This window comes from Verrucomicrobiaceae bacterium (genome assembly GCA_016713035.1).
GTDB lineage: Bacteria > Verrucomicrobiota > Verrucomicrobiia > Verrucomicrobiales > Verrucomicrobiaceae > Prosthecobacter.
This window is the reverse complement of sequence record JADJPW010000002.1, coordinates 513994-532280: the sequence shown is the minus strand read 5'-3', so window position 1 is coordinate 532280 and position 18287 is coordinate 513994. Positions and strand designations below refer to the sequence as shown.

Annotated in this window: 11 protein-coding genes; 7 read left to right on the top strand and 4 right to left on the bottom strand. The window is 60.7% G+C overall.

All coding sequences use genetic code 11. The features are described 5' to 3' along the window. Nucleotides 1-75: 75 nt before the first annotated feature. Nucleotides 76-819 carry a sigma-70 family RNA polymerase sigma factor gene (locus IPK32_09300; protein ID MBK8092156.1) on the top strand — a complete coding sequence of 248 codons (744 nt, stop codon included), beginning with the start codon at nucleotides 76-78 and terminating at the stop codon, nucleotides 817-819. Nucleotides 820-910: 91 nt separating this feature from the next. Here the strand turns inward: IPK32_09300 and IPK32_09295 are convergent, their stop codons facing one another. The 3 genes from IPK32_09295 to IPK32_09285 form a co-directional block, all read right to left on the bottom strand. Then, entirely contained in the window at nucleotides 911-1579 is a 669-nt protein-coding gene (locus tag IPK32_09295) for a transposase (GenBank protein MBK8092155.1), read from the bottom strand. Between the two features lie 178 nt (nucleotides 1580-1757). Then, nucleotides 1758-2822: a hypothetical protein gene (locus IPK32_09290; protein ID MBK8092154.1), complete on the bottom strand. Its 1065-nt coding sequence runs from the start codon at nucleotides 2820-2822 to the stop codon at nucleotides 1758-1760. 102 nt (nucleotides 2823-2924) lie between these two features. Next, nucleotides 2925-5438: a protein kinase gene (locus IPK32_09285; GenBank protein MBK8092153.1), complete on the bottom strand. Its 2514-nt coding sequence runs from the start codon at nucleotides 5436-5438 to the stop codon at nucleotides 2925-2927. 342 nt (nucleotides 5439-5780) lie between these two features. Here IPK32_09285 and IPK32_09280 point away from each other — a divergent pair, with 342 nt between their 5' ends. From IPK32_09280 to IPK32_09270, 3 genes are all read left to right on the top strand, one after another. Next, entirely contained in the window at nucleotides 5781-7211 is a 1431-nt protein-coding gene (locus IPK32_09280; GenBank protein ID MBK8092152.1) for a sulfatase, read from the top strand. A gap of 85 nt (nucleotides 7212-7296) precedes the next feature. Then, the gene (locus tag IPK32_09275) at nucleotides 7297-11676 is read left to right on the top strand and encodes a DUF1080 domain-containing protein (protein ID MBK8092151.1); all 4380 of its coding nucleotides are present in this window, start codon (nucleotides 7297-7299) and stop codon (nucleotides 11674-11676) included. Nucleotides 11677-11827: 151 nt separating this feature from the next. Continuing rightward, nucleotides 11828-13867 carry a hypothetical protein gene (locus tag IPK32_09270; protein MBK8092150.1) on the top strand — a complete coding sequence of 680 codons (2040 nt, stop codon included), beginning with the start codon at nucleotides 11828-11830 and terminating at the stop codon, nucleotides 13865-13867. A 16-nt stretch (nucleotides 13868-13883) separates the two neighbouring features. On the opposite strand, the gene IPK32_09265 is transcribed toward IPK32_09270, so the two are convergent. Further along, nucleotides 13884-14894 (bottom strand): Gfo/Idh/MocA family oxidoreductase, encoded by a 1011-nt coding sequence (locus IPK32_09265; protein MBK8092149.1) that lies wholly within the window; start codon nucleotides 14892-14894, stop codon nucleotides 13884-13886. 293 nt (nucleotides 14895-15187) lie between these two features. On the opposite strand from IPK32_09265, the gene rpmE reads away from it, so the two are divergent. The 3 genes from rpmE (at nucleotide 15188) to gnd (ending at nucleotide 18127) form a co-directional block, all read left to right on the top strand. Then, nucleotides 15188-15433, top strand: a complete 246-nt coding sequence (rpmE, locus tag IPK32_09260) for a 50S ribosomal protein L31 (protein MBK8092148.1) — start codon at nucleotides 15188-15190, stop codon at nucleotides 15431-15433. 88 nt (nucleotides 15434-15521) lie between these two features. Continuing rightward, nucleotides 15522-16601 (top strand): peptide chain release factor 1, encoded by a 1080-nt coding sequence (gene prfA, locus IPK32_09255; GenBank protein ID MBK8092147.1) that lies wholly within the window; start codon nucleotides 15522-15524, stop codon nucleotides 16599-16601. Between the two features lie 83 nt (nucleotides 16602-16684). Further along, nucleotides 16685-18127, top strand: a complete 1443-nt coding sequence (gene gnd / locus IPK32_09250; GenBank protein ID MBK8092146.1) for a decarboxylating NADP(+)-dependent phosphogluconate dehydrogenase — start codon at nucleotides 16685-16687, stop codon at nucleotides 18125-18127. The last annotated feature ends 160 nt before the right edge of the window (nucleotides 18128-18287 follow it).

Genomic DNA, 18287 nt, shown 5'->3' with positions numbered 1-18287 from the left:
GGCAGTGTTTGCGTTTGCCTTCCTCTCACCGAGCGGGCAGACTTGTTTCATCGCGGCGCGATTTTTTCCCGATTCATGAGCCAGCCTGACAACTCCCGCTTCGTCCCCTTCCCATCCACGCGCTGGACGCTGGTGCGCCGGGTGAAAAATGGCGGTGATGCTGAGGCAGAGCGGGCGATGAATGAAATCTGCCGCCAATACTGGTATCCCATCTACGCCTTCACGCGGCGCCATGGCTTTCCCACGCACGATGCGCAGGACATCACTCAGACCTTCTTCCAGCGCATCGTCACCAGTGAGGCCATCCACGATGCGCAGGAAGAAAAGGGCCAGCTCCGCTCCTTCATGCTCGCCATGCTGAAGCGCATCATCGCCAATCACGTCCGTCACGCCTCCACTCAAAAACGCGGCGGCTCGCGTTTCGCCACTCTCTCCTTTGATGACTTAGATGCGGAGGAGCGCTACAAGCACGAGCCCGCCGACCTCCGCGATCCCGAGACGCTCTTTGATCGCGCCTGGGCGGCTGGCATCCTCGATGCGGCGGAGAAAAAACTGCAAGCTGACTTCGCGAAGGCCAACAACCTCGAAGACTACCACCAGCTCCGCGAGTATCTACCTCTGGGCGACAATGCGACTCCGTATGCGGACGTCGCTGAAAAAATCGGCATCAGCGAAGGCGCACTGCGCCTGCAAATCCACCGGATGAGGAAACGCTACGCGAAATGCATCGAAGAAGAGATCCTGCAGACCGTCAGCTACCCCGAGGAGGTGAAAGCCGAGCTGGAGCACCTGATGAACGTGATCGGCACCGGAGGATAGACCTCCAGGTCTGTCGATGGATTGCGGGCTTTTAGCCCGCAGTCAGCATCCGCCGGACTAAAAGTCCGTCATCCGCTGACAGGTCAGAGACCTATCCTCCGAAGCCAAACCCCGCCTTCTCCCAGAGCGGACTCACCCAGCGCACCCATTTCTCCTGGGGCAGCTTTGCCCGTGCCGGATTCTTGCCAATGTAGCGCAGCACCTTCCACAGATGCTCCACGTCCCGCACGAGAGTGTCGTAGCTCTCGGGCTCCCACACGCTGCCCTCGCGTCCGAGGTGCTTGTTCATCTCACGCGCGGTGAATCCTTTCCACGATTTCAAGACATCGGCTGGCTCGTGGCCGATGAACGGCTGCAGCGTCACATGCACATGATTCGGCATCACGCAGTAGCTGGAGAGAAAGTAGCGTTCGCCGTCAAAGTGAAGCATCGCCCGTGTGACGATCGCCGCGCAGGTTTCATCGCGCAGCCAGCACTCGCCCGCGCCCGCATCGAGCCAGTCATCGACACGCTGCATCGTCTCGCGGAAATGCCGCTGCACATCCTCCTCGTCGCGCTGTTCAGAATGCGCGGCCTCCCATTGAGCACGCAGACGCTCCAGTTCATCGAGTTTTTCCTGCGGCAGCGAGTCCGCGAAACGAAACGTGATGAAGTAAGTCGCCCCCTCCTGCACCCAATGCGGCAACTTGCGTCGATACTTCTTGATCGGCTTGTTCCAATTCAGCGGCGCAAAATGCGGAGGCCCTTTCACGAACGGCATGCGTGGATTGGAAGACAGGTCTCCAGATCTGTCAACCGGAGGATAGACCTCTGGAGGATAGACCTCCCGGTCTGTCGATGGATAGCGGACTTTCAGTCCGCAGTCATCATTCAACGGACTGAAAGCCCGTCATCCATTGACAGGTCAGAGATCTATCCTCCACCCTTCTGCTCCAAAATTAATCAGCGATCTCCACTTTTTTCAGCAGCAGACCTTTATTGATATAGATCGAGTAGAAAGAGCCGGACACGGTCGCCAAGGTGGTGTCTTGGGCGGAGAGACTGAAAGTGCCGTTCACGGTGGCTCTCAGCACGTTTCCATCGACTCGAAACTCCAGGGTGCGCTCGGCGGTGCGGCTGATGGCAGCGGGGATTTTCTCACTCGCCAGCATCGTTTGATTCGCTCCGTCTTTACCACAGCGGAAAAGGCGGAGCTCGCTGCCCTTGTCTTCCGCTCGATAGCTTTCATACGTGAGTGGATCGATGCTGAAGACAAATTGTGTCCCCTCGGATTCGCGCAGCAGGTAGGTCATTCTGACAGGGCCTCTCACGACGGTTCCCTTGTCGAAGGGTATGCCCGTCACGAGTTGATTGGTGGTGATGCCGTCCTTCTCGACGACAAGATCTGGCCTATTTGCGAATTGCCCCTTGGCGAGCCTCGGCCCCAGCCAGTCGGTCCATGCGACCGTCGCGCCAGACGAGCCGACTGATGTCGTGGCGCTGACTCCCGCATCCACTTTCCCGGTCCCAGTGATCTCGCGCACGGTGATCTTGTGGAAGATGGCATTGCGTGCGGCACGTAGGCCGAGATGATTATCATCGCGCAACTTGCTGTCAGGGGCGGGTGCCAGCCGCTTGAAGTCACCGCTCCAGTTGACGAGTTCCACCCCATTGAGAAAACCGCGCAGGCCCGCCTTGCGCACCTCGACGCGGCTGACATGGCGTCGGCCTTTCTCCAGATTCCGTTCCATTGGCGCAGCTGCTTCGGAAGGACGACTCGTTGGCCCATTGTCGAATAACTCGAATCCAGCCATTGGTGCCTCCGGTTTATTTCCAGCCATGATCCAACTGAATGCTCGCGACTGCGCGGAGAGGATCTGGCCGACAGACTGCTGTTCGGCTACCGCCGTGAACTCCACCTCGAAGTCATACTCCTCTGGAGGCTGATAGGGCAGTTGCAGGCGGACCGCCCCCTTGTCTGTCGATCCCGACCCTTGCTTCGCGACGCCATCCGCCGTGCGCACCCACTCACCCGCGCTGACGTCACGTTTCAAATCGACAAGGGCGAGGAGATCGATGGTTTTGGCCTGCGTGGCCGACGAAGGAGCGCCGGTCGAGCCGCTCAGTCATTCGCTCACCGGCCTTTTGTTGATGGTCTTCAGCGTTGGGATGCTACGGAGCAAAGCCATGTCGGGCTTCGCTTCCGGGTCGAACTCCAAATTGCTCAGAGGCATCCCGGCGATGGGCGAGAAATCCCTCACGCCCGACCCCGTCAGGCTCAGATCTTTGAGCGGCATGCCTTTGATGAAGGAAATATCCACCAAATGTTTGCTGCCCAGCTGCAGCATCTCGAGCTTCATCCCGCGCAGGATCGTGAAGTCCACGGCTTCCTGACTATTCGGGCTCAGACTGCTTAAGCCCAGAAACCTGAGTGGCATGGACTTGAGCACGGAGATGTCCTCAAAGGTGCCGCCGTAGACCTCCAGCCTCTCCAGCTGAAGCCCGCCGAGGCAGGAGATGTCCGCCGGACCCACATACATAAGCCGGAGGTCCGTCAGATCCTTCAAGGCGGCCAAAGGCGAGATGTCGGGCAGAAGTGCATCTCCTTTCCGCGCCACTCTTAGAAATTTCACTTTGCCACCAGCGATCGTCGGCACCAGGTCCGCCTGTGCGCCATTGATCTCATTGAGCTTCGCGGTGACGAGGGACACCTGCTCCTCCGGGGGAGCGGCTGCGACGGCGCGGTTGAAATCCACGAGAGGGAGAAGGTCGTTGGCTTTGCCTTGGGAAGCTGACAGCGGAGCGTTGCCCGAGCCGCTCAGCCACTCGCTCACAGGCTTTAAGTTGATGTTCTTCAGCGTCGGGACCGAAGCGATGAGAGCCGCATCCAGCTTCGCTTCGGGATCGCAAACCAACTCAGTCAAGGGCAGCCCGGCGATGGGCGAAAGGTCGCGCACCTTTGTCCTGGGCACCCTCAGGATTTTGAGCGGCATGCCCTTGATGAAAGAGAGGTCGCTCAGACGGTCGCACAGTTCGAGATCCAAGTCTTGAAGCGCCTTGCCTTTGAGCACCGAAAAATCGGAAACCGAAATCCCCCTCAAGCAGAGTGTCTGCAAGGGATGTGATTGCAGGACAGACAGGTCATTGAATTCGCCGTCCCAAATCGTCAGATTCACCAACTTCAATCCCCGCAGGCAGGAGATGTCCCCCACCTTCAAGTATTCAAGCCGGAGCGAATCGAGATCCTTGAGCGCGGCAAGCGGTGAGACGTCAGGTGCCATAGCCTCTGTGCCGACTGCTCTGCCAAGCCGGAGGCCGGTCACCTTCTCCCCCTTGATGGTGGGTTCTACGTTCAGCTTCGCTCCGTTCAGAGCTTCGATCTTCTGAGTGACCAGTTCCACCTGCCGCAAGGCGGGTGCTGCCGCGACTTGTGCCAGGAACGCTGCGTCCACGGCGCTGGCGGATAGAGGCTGGACTCTGGAGGCTGGCTTGGACTTGCCACCCAGCGCAAAGAACGATGCCAGGCCAAGGACCGTGACGATGCCTCCGATGGAGAGCCACAGGGTGGCGGCAGATTGCTTTTTCGGCGGTGCTTTGGCCTTCGGCGCAGCGGCGGCTTTCTGAGCGGGCGCTTTTTGCGGTGCGGGCTTTTGGGCCGGAGGCTGGCTGCGCTCGCCGGGCGGGCGCGGCTGCTTTGCCACAGGCTTTTGCGGGATGTGACTCGCGGAAACGATGCCCGTCCCGTCATCCTTCGGCTGCGGCGTGGTGAGAATGACATCGAGCGCGTGGCGCACCTCCATCGCACTCTGGTAACGCTCCTCACGGTCCTGCTCCATCGCCTTGCAGATGATCTCATCAAAGCGGGGATCACTGCCGATGCCTTTCTGCGACGGCAGTTTGAACATCCCGCGCGGCACCTCGCCGGTGAGCATCTGGTAAAGCATCACGCCCACCGCATAAAGGTCCGCGCGATGATCCGCCACCATGCCCGTCGTCAGCACCTCCGGCGCGACATAGTCAGGCGTGCCCATCGCCATGTTCGTCTTCGTCAGGCCGCTGGTCTGCGAGGGATCATGCATCTTCGCCAGGCCGAAGTCCGCCACTTTGATGTGGCCTTCCTGATCAATGAGGATATTCGCCGGCTTGATGTCGCGATGGATCACCCCGCGCTTGTGCGCGTAATCGAGCGCATCACACACATGCGCCGTGATTGCCAGCGCATACTCGCCCGAGAGCTTCCCGCTGGCCTGGATCATCTTATGTACGTCCGTGCCATCGACGAACTCCATGATGAAGTAGAGCAGCCCGTCCGGCGTCTCGCCAAAGTCATACACGCTGACGATGGCCGGGTGATTCATCGCGGCCATGGTCTGCGCTTCGTTTTGAAACCGCTCCACAAACTTCATCTCATCATCCGCCGCATCGAGTGGGAGAATCTTGATCGCTACCAGCCGCTTGAGCGATTTCTGCCGTCCCTTGTAAACCGCCCCCATCCCACCGCGCCCTAGGATCTCCATGATCTCGTATTGCGGCAGCATCGTCTGCATCTCTTCGACAGAAGGAGCCTGCCACCCCATGGACGCAGGCCGCGAGCCATTCGGCGGCGGAATGAAAATCGTAGGCTGTTCGTCGGGAGACATCAGTCGCGGCGAGTAGAGCCTAGCAGCGAAACATCGGCAAGGAATGAATCTCAGGTGTATTTCAGGCATGACACCATCCTGCTAGCCTTAACCGCCTAGCCTCCGGTACTCGCCCGGTGCCACGCCGATAAGGCGGCAGCGCCTCATCCATCCCGAGCCGCGCGATGCGGTGCGTGCTCATCTCCGCGCAATCACAAGCCTCCACCGCCCAGCGGCGGGTTTCGGCCCGTCGATGGTCGTTTCGATCAGATCAGGCTGCGTGGATGCCATGCCTCTCATCCTGCCGCTCCAGCGCCTCTTTTCCACGAAGTTTTCCCCACCTCCATCGTTCTGAAAAGCATCATGCGCCGCCTCCTGCTTCTTCTGACTCTTTGCCCTCTGCTCTCCGCTCTCAGCGCTGAAAAGCCGAACATCCTCTTCCTGCTCTCCGACGACCACAGCACGCCCTACCTCGGCTGCTACGGCAATCCAGATGTGCGTACGCCCACGCTCGACAGGCTCGCCGCTGACGGCATCCTCTACGACCGCTTTTTCACCGGCTGCCCGCAGTGCGTGCCGTCGCGTGCCACGCTCATGACAGGGCGCAGCCCCGTGGCTGTGCGGATGGTGCGCTTCACCTCGCCGCTGCCCGCAGACATCCCTGCGCTGCCGGACTTGCTGCGGGACAAAGGCGGCTACTTCACCGGCATTGCCGGACGCGGCTACCACCTCGACGGCCCCGCCACCAATGGCGCTGGCAAAGGCACCGCGCCCATCCTCGGTGCCGTCATGGACCGCGAGAACCTGCGCACCTTCAAACAACGCGCCGACTATGTGGATGCCAAAGGCGGCATGACCGACTTCGGCGGCAAGCTCGCCAAATTCCTCGACCTCGCTCCGAAAGAGAAGCCCTGGTTCTTCTGGCTCGGCTTCAGCGATCCGCACCACGTCTGGAACACCGTTTCATCCAAAGGAAAACTCGACCCCGCAAAAATCACCCTCCCGCCGCACCTCCCTGATCTCCCCGGCGTGCGGGCCGACCTCGCGAACTACCTCCAAGAAGTCGAGCACCTCGACGAAGACGTGAAAACCGTGCTCGACACGCTCGAAGCACGCGGCTTCGCCCAAAACACGCTCGTCATCTTCATCGGCGACAACGGCATGGCCATGCCACACGGCAAAGGCTACCTCACCGATCCCGGCATCAATACACCCTGCATCGTCCGCTGGCCCGGCATCGTCAAACCCGGCCAAAAAGCCCACAACCTGCTCTCTGGCGAAGATTTCACCCCCACCATGCTCGATGTCGCAGGCGTCACCGCGCCGAAAAGCATGAGCGGCATCAGCTTCCTCAAACAACTGCGTGGCGAGCCCTTTCAGCCACGCCAGCACATCTTCGCCGAGCGCGGCCCGCACGGCGGCGATGGCGGCATGAAGCCCGACATCACTGCGAACGTCTTCGACCTCGCCCGCTGCGTGCGCAGTGATCGCTACAAGCTCATCTACAACTGCACCCCGCACGGCGCTGTCGCCCCCGTCGATAGCAAAGAAGATCCGAGCTGGAGAGAAATCGTCGCCGCCCACACCGCGGGCAAACTCAGCCCCGAGCATGAGAGAGCCTACTTCACCACCCCACGCCCTACTTTTGAGCTCTACGACCTCCAAAACGACCCCGGCGAGCTCAATAACCTCTCCGGCGACCCGCAGCTCAAAGACATCGAATTCGACCTGAAGAAAGCCCTCACCGAAAAAATGGTCCTCGACTGGGATTTCCTGCCTGCACCGCTGCGGTGAGCGAGATGCACGTGCAGGTGCATTTCGGGCATGACACCGTGCATGCACTCCTGCTAGCCTGCGTGCTTCATCTCGTATTCCCACCATGCGCCTCGCTCTCCTTTCTGTCCTTCTCGTCCCTTTTGTCCTTCACGCCGAGCCCGTGTCCCTTTTTGACGGCAAGACGCTCGATGGCTGGGACTTTGATCCCGCGATGTGGCGTGTCGAGGACGGTGTGATCACTGGCGGCTCCACGACAGAAAAGATCAAGAAGAACGACTTCATCAGCACGAAGAAGAGTTACCAAAACTTCGAAATGAAGCTCAAAATCAAGGTCAGCGGCGATCCGAAGACCGGCATGCTGAATAGCGGCATCCAGATCCGCAGCGTGCGTGCCGAGCATGGCGCGATGAGCGGCTACCAGGTGGACTGCGGCGCGGGCTGGTTCGGCAAAATCTACGACGAGCACCGCCGCAACAAGGTCATCTGGGCACCCACGCCCGAGCAGCAAGCGGCGCTGGACAAAGCCATCGACGTCTTCGGCTGGAACGAATACCGCATCCGCGCCGAAGGGCCGCGCATCCAGACCTGGATCAATGGCGTCCACTGCATGGACTACACCGAGACTGACCCGAACATCGCGCTCGACGGCCACATCGCCCCGCAGGTGCACAGTGGCGGTGTTTGCCTCGTGCAGGTCAAAGACGTCACCATCGAAGAACTCCCCGCCACGCCCGGTGCGCCCACATGGCAGAGCATCGGCGGCATCGAAGGCATGAAGGCCAAACTGCCGCCAAAACCTCAGGCCGATGCCGCGAAGCCGAAACGCGACATCTCCTACAACAACGTCCAAGGCACCTCCAAAACCGCCGAAGAGCAGCAAAAGCTCTTCCACCTCCCCGAAGGCTACGAAATCGAACTCATCGTGCAGGAAAGCGAAGGCCTGGGCAAATTCGTCAGCGTCTATTTCGATCAACGCGGCCGCCTGTGGACGCAGACGGCGCTGGAGTATCCTGTCGATTCAAATGAAAACCCCGCTGCTGCTGAGGCGGTGTATGCGGGCAAGGGCAAGGACAAAGTGCTCGTCTATCCGCGGGAGTCTTTGAACGCGAAGATTCCCGCGGGTGGACTCACGAACCCCACCGTCTTCGCCGACGGCCTCGCCATCCCGCTCGGCATCCTGCCCTGGGGCGCGGGCGATACCTGCTACGTGCAGCACGGTCACGATTTGAAGCTCTACAAAGACACGAATGGCGACGGCAAAGCGGACACCTTTGACGTCATCCTCACCGGCTTCGGCGTGCAGGACTCGCATTTGTTTCCGCATCAGTTCACCCGCGCACCCGGCGGCTGGATCTGGATGGCGCAGGGCCTTTTCAACAACAGCAAAGTCCACAAACCCGGCAGCGATGTCGTCGTCGATTGGCCCAAGTGCAGCATGGCCCGCATGAGGCCCGATGGCAGCGAGTTCGAGGTCATCAGCACCGGCCCGAACAACATCTGGGGCCTCGTCATCACCGGCGAAGGCGAGACCTTCATCCAGGAAGCCAACGACTACGGCTACCCGGTCATGCCCTTCCACGAATACGCCTACTACCCCGGCGGCATGGAGGCCCTCAAAAAGAGCTATCAACCCGATTTCCCGCCTCAGGCCGAGTTCCGCATGGGCGGCACGGGCTTGAGCGGCCTGGCGCTCATCGAGAGCGGCCCGCTGAAAAGTAGCCCTGTTCCTGCGGAACAGGGAGCTCTTGTTGCACAGCAACAAGGCAACTCTGCGCCGCCCACCTATTCGATGGCCGTCGCCAATCCCATCACCTCGAAGATTCAAACCATCGCCATGCATCGCGACGGCGCGTATTGGAAGCTCGCCCAACTCCCCGACCTCATTACCTGCGACGATCCCTTCTTCCGCCCCGTCGCCCTCACCAACGGCCCCGACGGCTGCATCTACATCGTCGATTGGTACAACAAGATCATCTCCCACAATGAGGTGCCACGCGCGCATCCTGACCGCGACAAGACGCGGGGACGCATTTGGCGGGTGAAGGCGAAGCAAAGTAGCCATCTCGCTCCGCGAGATGAGCCAAGCGCACCGCCAACACCCGTTGCCGCCAAATCACCCGCCAGCTCCGAAAGCAAGCCCTCTGCTCATCTCGCGGAGCGAGATGGCTACCGTACGATCCCGGACTTCACGAAGCTGAGCACCGAGGAGCTTGTTGCGACCCTTGGCACTGAGCCTGTCGCAAAGGCGCATCTGGCATGGCAGGAGCTTCTCGACCGCAAACAGCTCCCCGCGACCCATTTCGCCGCTCAAGAGTATCTCGCCAGCAGTCAATTCAGCCAGATCAGTCAGATCGGTCGGAATCTGTCCGATCAAAACATCTCCGCACTCCTCTCCTTCGCCAAACCCAGCCTCACCAACGGCCCCACCATCGCTTCCACGCGCGGCAACAAGCAGCTGCCCGTGCGCGAGGCCTACGACCGCGAGTTCGAGCGCTTCCTCGTCCGCATGTTCCTGGAGCGTCATCCCGATGTCGTCGCGAGGTTCCTCGACTCCGAAGCCGCCGCGAAACTGCCCGTCGAGGCCCGCGTGCTTGCCTCGCTCGCCTTGGAGCCGAAGGCCAGCGCTTCCCGTGTCGCCAAACTGCTCCCGCAGCTCGACCGCGCCCCGAATGACGAAGAACTCCTCCGCCTCGCCCAGTTCCCAGGGGAAAACGGGTGTGGGGATTCTTTGAAGGCGTTGCTGGCGAGTCCGAAGACACGGGCCTCCGTTGTCGAGAAGCTGCTCGTCCACAGCACGAAGCTCGATCCCATGAAGATCGCGCCATTTATCAATGATGCAGCAAGATCGCTGCTGAAGGCAACGAAAGAGATGGAAGTACTTCAAAGCGGGCGCGCCGTGTACACAATCAAAGTGCGTGATCAGGATGCATTTAAAGCAGCGCTACAACTTGTCAGTCGTTTTAACCTCACAGATGTCGAAGCCGAACTCACGGCCGCATTAAAAGAGACTGTTGCCAAAAACGGCATTAAGGACCTGAGGCTTCCTATGGATGATCCCAAAGCTCCCCTTGGCTCGGAGCCGGACAGCATAGGTCTTGCTCTCGCGACATTGGCGGAAATGAAAAGTGAGGCGAGCGACCTTTTCGTCGCGCTCGCTAAGTCGCCTTATAACCAGATTCGCATCAACGCGATTGCAGCTCTCGCTTCGTCGAGAAATCCAAACGCACCCGGAGAATATCTGAAGCTCTACGCCTCCATCGAGCCATCGGTTCGCCGCCCGACACTGAGTGTGCTTGCCAGCAGCAAAGCCGGTGCGAAGACCATCGTGGCCGCTTTGCTCGATAAAACGCTGCCGCAGGCCGACCTCGACGGCCCCACCGTTGAGCGACTCGCCACCGTGCTTGGCGATGATCCGGCCATCACAAAACTCCAGCAGCAGCTCGGTGGCATCTTCCGCGAGGTCTTGCTGCTCGATGGGCAGGACAGCGCTTTGGTCGATTCCAAGATCACGCTCGATGGTGCCTTCACTGTCGAGGCCTGGGTGCGGCTCGCGCCGGGCATCGGCAATGAGGACGGTCTGCTCGGTGTGAAGGGCGGTGTGGACATGAATTTCTTCGGCGGCAAGTTCCGCGTCTATGCCGGCTCCGAGCTGCGCGATGTGTGTGTGGCGAATAAACCGATGACGCCCGATCTATGGACGCATGTGGCGGTCACCCGCGATGAAAAAGGCCACTTCCGCATCTACCAAAACGGCGAGCTCGATGCCGAAGGCACCAAGCCCGCCCCGCAGAAGTGGGAAAACTGCCAGATCGGCTGGAGCGGCCCCAACAAAGGCACCGAGGGTGCGATGATGGAGTTCCGGGTGTGGAAAGTGGCGCGGAGCGCGGCGGAGATTCGGAACGGCTTTGATAGGTCCTATAGGCCGGATAAGACCTTTACGACTTATCTCAAAGCCGGTGAAAAACTCGGCAAAGGTGCCCGCATTGCCAAAACCATCGACACACCGCCGCTGCTCACGGAAGAGGCGGCGAAGGCTCTGGATGCCAAGTTTGCTAAATACACTGCTTTGGCTGCCAAAGGCCACGCGGAGGCTGGAAAGGCGCTTTCGGCACTGTGCATGGCCTGCCACCAAATCGGCAGCGCAGGCGGCCAAATCGGCCCGAACCTCTCTGGCGCGGGTGCGATGGGGTTGGAGGCTGTTTTGCGCAACATTTTGACGCCAAACGCGGCCATGGAGCCCGGATACCGCATCTTCCGCGTGGAAATGAAGAACGGCGATCTCATCGACGCCTTCTTCGTCAGCGAGGACAAGGACGCCACCATCATCCGCCAGCCAGGCCTGCCCGACCGCCGCATCAATAAGGCCGACATCCGCAGCACGAAATACATCCGCCGCTCCCTGATGCCAGAGGGGCTGCTCGATGGCTTGCAGGATCAGCAGGTGGCCGATCTGCTCGCGTATCTGATGACGCTGAAGGGCTGAGTTTGCATTTCTCACGCCATGGTTTGCGCGGAATGCGCAGCGGCGATTGAGCAGTCTCCTGCAAACTGTTCAGTCAGCATGAGTCTGGGGCGGTGGCCTTCTTCTGGCTGTCCATGCTTGCTCTACCCGATCGATGGAGATAGATGCCTGGATGCTTTTTCTTCGCGCTTTTCTGTTTGGTTTCCCGCTGGCTGTGCTGGCGGTGACTTGGTGGGCGGCGGGTCAGGCGAAGCGGGCTCGCGGTAGCGCGGGAGGGCATCTGGCGGCGATGATGACACAGGCGCTGCCTGCGATGCACCCCTATTCCCCGCAGAGCGAGGCAGAACGACAGATGATCGATCTGGTGCACGAGCCGCTGATGCGCATCGGGGCGGATGGGGCCTTGCAGCCGGCTTTGGCAGAGCTTTGGCGCTGGTCGCAGGATGTGACGTGTTGGTTCGGAGATGAGGCGACAGCGAGGAGGGCGCAGGAGATGCTGCAGGCTCAATTGACGGAGAAAAATGTCTGGGCGCTGTGGCACCTGAGCACGGTGCGTGTTTTGGGTGGCAGTCTGGTGATGAATTTTTCTGACCCTACGCATGCTGGGACGGCGCAGGCGCTGGAGGTCATTTCTTCACTTCAACCCAGTGTGCTGGAGTTTTGGCGCTTTGAGGCTGATAAGCCGATTCGGGAGTCGATGCGGCAGTTTTTGACCCAGGAGGGAGCTGCGAGCCAGATCTGCCGTGTGTGGTATGAAAACGACCGCGCTGTGGAGATCGTGGTCCGTAGCCCTACGCGGCTCCTTGTCGATGCTTTGCGCCGTGTGCTGCATGATGGCTCGGAGAGTGAGGTGCGGGCTCGATTGATCGGTGAGACGGTGGCTTTGAGTGAGCCGGTGCTGGATCTGGATATCCGCCACGGTTTGACTTGGCATGATGGGACGCCTGTCACGGCGGAGGATGCTCGTACGACGATCGAGGAGGTGCGGAGTCGCCCCTGGTTGCTGCCCAATCGCGAGGCTCTACGCCATATTCAGGCTTTGGTGGTGCAAAATGGGGGGATGCAACTGCATGTGGTCTTCCGTAGTCGCTACGGGCCGGCGCTGTGTGGATGGACTGATTTGCCGGTGCTGCCTGCGGCGTGGTGGCAGGCTCATGGCGGTGGTGATGATGCGGCCTTCACTCAGCATCCTCCACCTGGGGCGGGGGCCTTCCATCTCAGTCAGCTTGATTCACGCACGCTCGCTCTTTTGCCGGCGAATCAGGCGCTGGATGCGAGTAGTCTGGTGTTTCACTTTTCGGCGTCGCCGCTGATGACGCAGATCGGCCTAGCGACGCGGACTGCGCATCTGATTTGGCCGGGGCAGAGTGTGGCGGGAGAAAAGAGACTCCGTACTTGCCTCACGCCTCCGCACCGGCGGCTCGTGGTGCTATGGAATACTCGGAAAGGCCCGCTGCGTGATGCACTGGTGCGTGAGTCGCTGGCGGAGTTCACCCATGTGCCGTCGATTATCAGCCAGATCGGTGGGGTGCAGACGGTGGCAGATGCGAGCCTGTTTCCGCCTGGTATGTGGCTGCATACGCGGGCCCCACGTCTGGCGTATGCGCCGCAGCATGCAAAAAAGCGCCTACAGACGGCAGGATGGTTGCCAGGTGTGGATGGTGTTTTACGCGGACCAGATGGGATGATGGAGTTTTCCCTTCTGATCATCCAAGGGGATGCGGTGGCGGAAAAGACGGCGCAGCAGCTGGCGGCTCAGTGGAGGGTGCTGGGGGTGAAGCTGCACGTCGAGCGTGCGGCGAAGGCGGACGAGCTAGAGCGGCGTCTGAGGGAGCATGAGTTCGATGCGGTGCTGGTGGAGCAGCGGTTCGAGGTTTCGTGGGACCAGTTTCCGTGGTGGCACTCGTCCCAGGCGCGTGCAGGTGGGACGAATTTTTGCGGCATCGAGGACGCTCAGACGGATCTGCTGCTGGAGGCACTTGCGACGGAGTTCGAGCCTGCAGCGGCGGCAGCGCGTGTGCGCCAGCTAGAGGACCGCCTGCTGCCGCAGTATCCGATGCTCACCCTTTTCACCACGGTGGATACGGTGGCGGTGCATGAGTCACTGACGGATGCTGGCAATGTGGGCTCCTGGACACTGCGCCAGCTCGCGCTGAAGCCGAAAGCTGCCCCCCCTACCCCGAGTCTGGATCTGCGTGTGCGTGAGGAGTGATCTCCCGCCTCCTCCCTCAGCTATCTCCGGCTTTGGGGAGATTTTTCTTGGTGGTAGGCTGGGGCGCGGTGGTGGGCGTGGGCGCGGCGGGTAGCCAGGCTTCGGGGGCACTCGCTTTGAGCAATACTTCACGGAGCTGGATGGTGGCTCCATTGCGGCGTTTGCTCTCCTCTGCGGCCTCCATGAAGGCGTAGATCTCGAGTGTCTCGCGTGCGGTGACGGGAGCCTGTCGTGTTTTAAAGAACTTCATGATCTCGCGCAGCAGTGGGGTGTAGTCCCCGCCTGTTTTTTGCTCGGTGATCACCTCACGCCCGAAGCGGATGAGGCGGTAGTCCTTGGCCCCTTCATGGATGGCATGCAGGGTGCCGATGCGCCCACCATCCCACACGCCATTGATGACAGATAGTGTTGGCGTGGTGACGCGGCTGACGGAGCGGCATCCGCTGCCCATCACGGTGAAGAGTGCCTCTGCGGGGTGGATGCCATAAAAAAACAGATCGGGGTGATGCTCCATGATGTGGGCAGGACCGTAGGAGATAGCGGCGGCGGGCGGCTCCTTTTCCGCCGTGGCGACCTCCACCACGCCGGGATACCAGCGCAGTGCGGAGGCACTGAAGACGGGGGTGCCTGCCTCCTCGGCCAGCTTGTAGATCGCTACAGCGTCCTTCAGCGATGCAGCGACGGGTTTGTCCATGAAGACAGGTTTTTTAAAGGCGAGGATTTGCCGCATCTGCTCCAGCCGGGGACGGCCATCGAGCACGAGGAGCATGATGGCATCCACACTGCCGCAGACCTCGGCGATGCTACTGGCGATGCGCACACCGTATTTATCCCGCACGATTTTGGTAAAGCCCTCCACGCGGTCGCGGCTCTCTGGCAGGTCGGCGCTAGGCGTGGGAAAGGCGGCCACCACGCGGCCACCAGCGATGTGATTCGGATTGGCCGAGTCATTGAGCCGGAGGGTGAACTGCTCCGCGTGGGAGGTATCCAGCCCGATGATGCCGATGCGCAGGTGATCTTCCGCCATGAGAGTGCAGGTAGGCGCTGCCAGCAGACCCCACGCCATCATGGAGAAAAGTCGGGGCTGGAGAAAGGGCAGGCGCATGGAGTAAGCGATGATGCCGGGGCAGCTCTCTAGGTCAAGGCGGGGCAGCTTTCACCTACCGGGGCCGTCCCTGCATTCCAGGGGGCTATCCAGAGGCCTTTCCAGGCCGTGCCGCCTTGGCGGTTGACGGCGGGGCAAACTCCTCTAACATCCATGCCCCCACGCCCCGGCGAAAGAACCCACCCCTCGCCGATCACCGTGGCTACTACCACACCATGAAAGAAAGCACCCACCCGAAGACCTTTGAAACGACGATCACCTGCACCTGCGGGGCCGTCTATGACACCATCTCCACCGTGCAGAATCTCCGTATCGGTATCTGTGCCGCCTGCCATCCCTTCTTCACCGGCGAGCAGCGCTTCATCGACACCGCAGGCCGCGTGGACAAGTTCGCCCAGCGCTACGGCAGCACCCGCGCACGCCGCACCGCTCCGAAGCCCTCGGATGTGTCCGCTTCCTAGCCTCACAGCCCCTCCTTTTAGCCAAAACGGTGCCTCGCCTCGCGTGCGGCACCGTTTTGTTTTTCCAATCAGAGAATCGAGAACCTAAATGAACTACGCCCCCATCATCGACGCCAAGCGCACCCGTTTTGCCGATCTCGAGGACGTCATCGGCAGGCCGAATTTCTTCGACGACGCCAAAAAGGCAGGCGACCTGCTCCGCGAGCACCGCGGGCTCCAGAAGCTCATGTCCGCCTGGGATGCCTACCAGAAGGCCCAGACCGAACTCAGCGAGAACCGCGACATGGCGAAGTCTCTCGATGACAAAGACCTCGCCGAGATGGCCCAGGCAGAGATCCCCCTGCTCGAAGCACAGCTCATCGAGCTCGAAAAGCAGATCCAGGAGTACATCCTGCCCCCAGACCCGCTCGAAGGCCGCGACGTGCTCATGGAGTTCCGCGCAGGCACCGGTGGTGATGAGGCCAGCCTCTTTGCAGGCGACCTCATGCGCATGTACACCCGCTTTGCAGAAAATCGCGGCTGGAAGGTCGAAACCCTCGAAGCCAGCTCCTCCGACGTCGGCGGCGTCAAAGAGGCCACCATCAAAATCAGCGGCGAAGACGTCTATCGCATCCTCAAATACGAAAGCGGCGTCCACCGCGTCCAGCGCGTGCCCACCACCGAGGCGCAGGGCCGTATCCACACCAGCGCCGCCACCGTCGCCGTCCTCCCAGAGGCAGAGGAAGTCGATATCGAGCTCCGCACCGAAGACGTCCGCATCGAAGTCTGCCGCAGCTCCGGCGCAGGCGGACAGGGCGTGAACACCACCGACTCCGCCGTACAGGTCCTCCACATCCCCACCGGCACCATCGTCCGCTGCCAGGACGGCCGCAGTCAGATCAAAAACAAAGAAAAGGCCCTCGGCATCCTGCGCAGCCGCCTCCTGGAAAAGAAGCAGCAAGAAGAAGCCGCCAAATACTCCGCCAATCGCCGCCAGCTCATCGGCGGCGGCGGACGCGAGGAAAAAATCCGCACCTACAACTTCCCCCAGAACCGCGTCACCGATCACCGCATCGAGGTCACCCTCTACAACCTCGATCAATTCATCCAGGGCAAGATCGAAGGCATCCAGACCCAGCTCCTCGCCGCCGACATGCAGGAGCGCCTCGCCGAGGCCGGCTTGCGCTGATCCATCTGTCTCCTTCATGCCCTCCATGAGGAAAATCTCCTTTGCCAAAGCGGGTAGGGGGGGTATGGCTCGGCCCCCAAATTATGAGCAAAAAAAGTGACTTCGGATTGATCGGCCTCGCTGTGATGGGCCAAAACCTCGTTCTCAACGTCGAAAGCCGCGGCTTTCAGGTCAGCGTCTTCAACCGCACCACCAGCGTGACGGATGAATTCATCGCCAAACACCCCGGCAAGGCCCTCGTCGGTGCCCACACCCTGGAAGAATTCGTCCAGAGCCTGGCCACCCCGCGCAAAATCCACATCATGGTGAAATCCACCGCCGTGAAGGACACCGACCGCGACGCCGTGGACGCTGTGATCGAGCAACTCATCCCGCTTTTGGACAAGGACGACATCGTCATCGACGGTGGCAACAGCTTCTACCAGACCACCGAGCGTCGCGACGCCTACCTCGCCGAAAAAGGCCTCCGCTTCATCGGCGCAGGCGTCTCCGGCGGTGAAGAAGGTGCCCGCAAAGGCCCCTCCATCATGCCCGGCGGCCCTGCTTCCACTTGGGAAGTCATGAAGCCCATCTTTGAATCCATCGCCGCGAAGGTCGATGGCGAGCCCTGCGTCATCCACATCGGCCCCGGCGGTGCCGGTCACTATGTGAAGATGATCCACAACGGCATCGAATACGGCGACATGCAGCTCATCTGCGAAGCCTACAACATCTTCAAGCACGCCGGCTTCACCACCGACGAGATGGCCGCCATCTTCAACGAGTGGAACGAGGGCGACCTCCTCAGCTACCTCATCCAGATCTCTGGCAAGGCCCTGGAGCAAAAAGACCCCGAGACCGGCAAGCCCGTCGTCGAACTCATCGTCGATAAAGCCGGCCAGAAAGGCACCGGCCAATGGACGCTGCTCAACGCCGCCGAAAACGCGGTGGTGGTCAGCACCATCAACGCCGCCGTCGAGGCCCGCATCCTCTCCAGTCAGAAGAAGCAACGCGTCGCCGCCAGCACCCAGCTCACCGGCCCGACCGTCAACATCACCACCGACAAGAAGGAGCTCGTCAAAAAGGTCCACGACGCCCTCTACGCCTCCAAGATCATCAGCTACGCCCAGGGTCTCGACCTCATCCAAACCATGGGCACGAAGAAAGACTGGAAGCTCGACCTCGGCCGCATCGCCGCCATCTGGCGCGGCGGTTGCATCATCCGCGCCCGCTTCCTCAACCGCATCACCGACGCGTATCGCACCAACGCCAATCTGGCCAACCTCATGCTCGATCCGTTCTTCAAAGACGTGCTCAGCAAGACCCAGCAAAACTGGCGTGAAGTCGTGAGCATCGCCACCCTCAACGGCATCCCGGTTCCAGCCTTCAGCGCCTCCCTCGGCTACTACGACAGCTACCGCGCCGCCCGCCTCCCCGCCAACCTCCTCCAGGCCCAGCGCGACTTCTTCGGTGCCCACACCTACGAGCGCACCGACAAGCCCGAAGGCCAGATGTTCCATACGGAATGGCCTGAGGTGATTGGTTAAAGTAGCCGAGTTGCTGCGCAACTCGAACTCCAACCCCAGTTGCACAGCAACTGGACAACTTTGAAAGCGGCTGAGGCAACTCAGCCGCTTTTTTATGAACTTTTGACTTCAGGGCTCAAACCGGTCTTGCCGCCTGCTCTCCATCAAGGTATTTATAAAG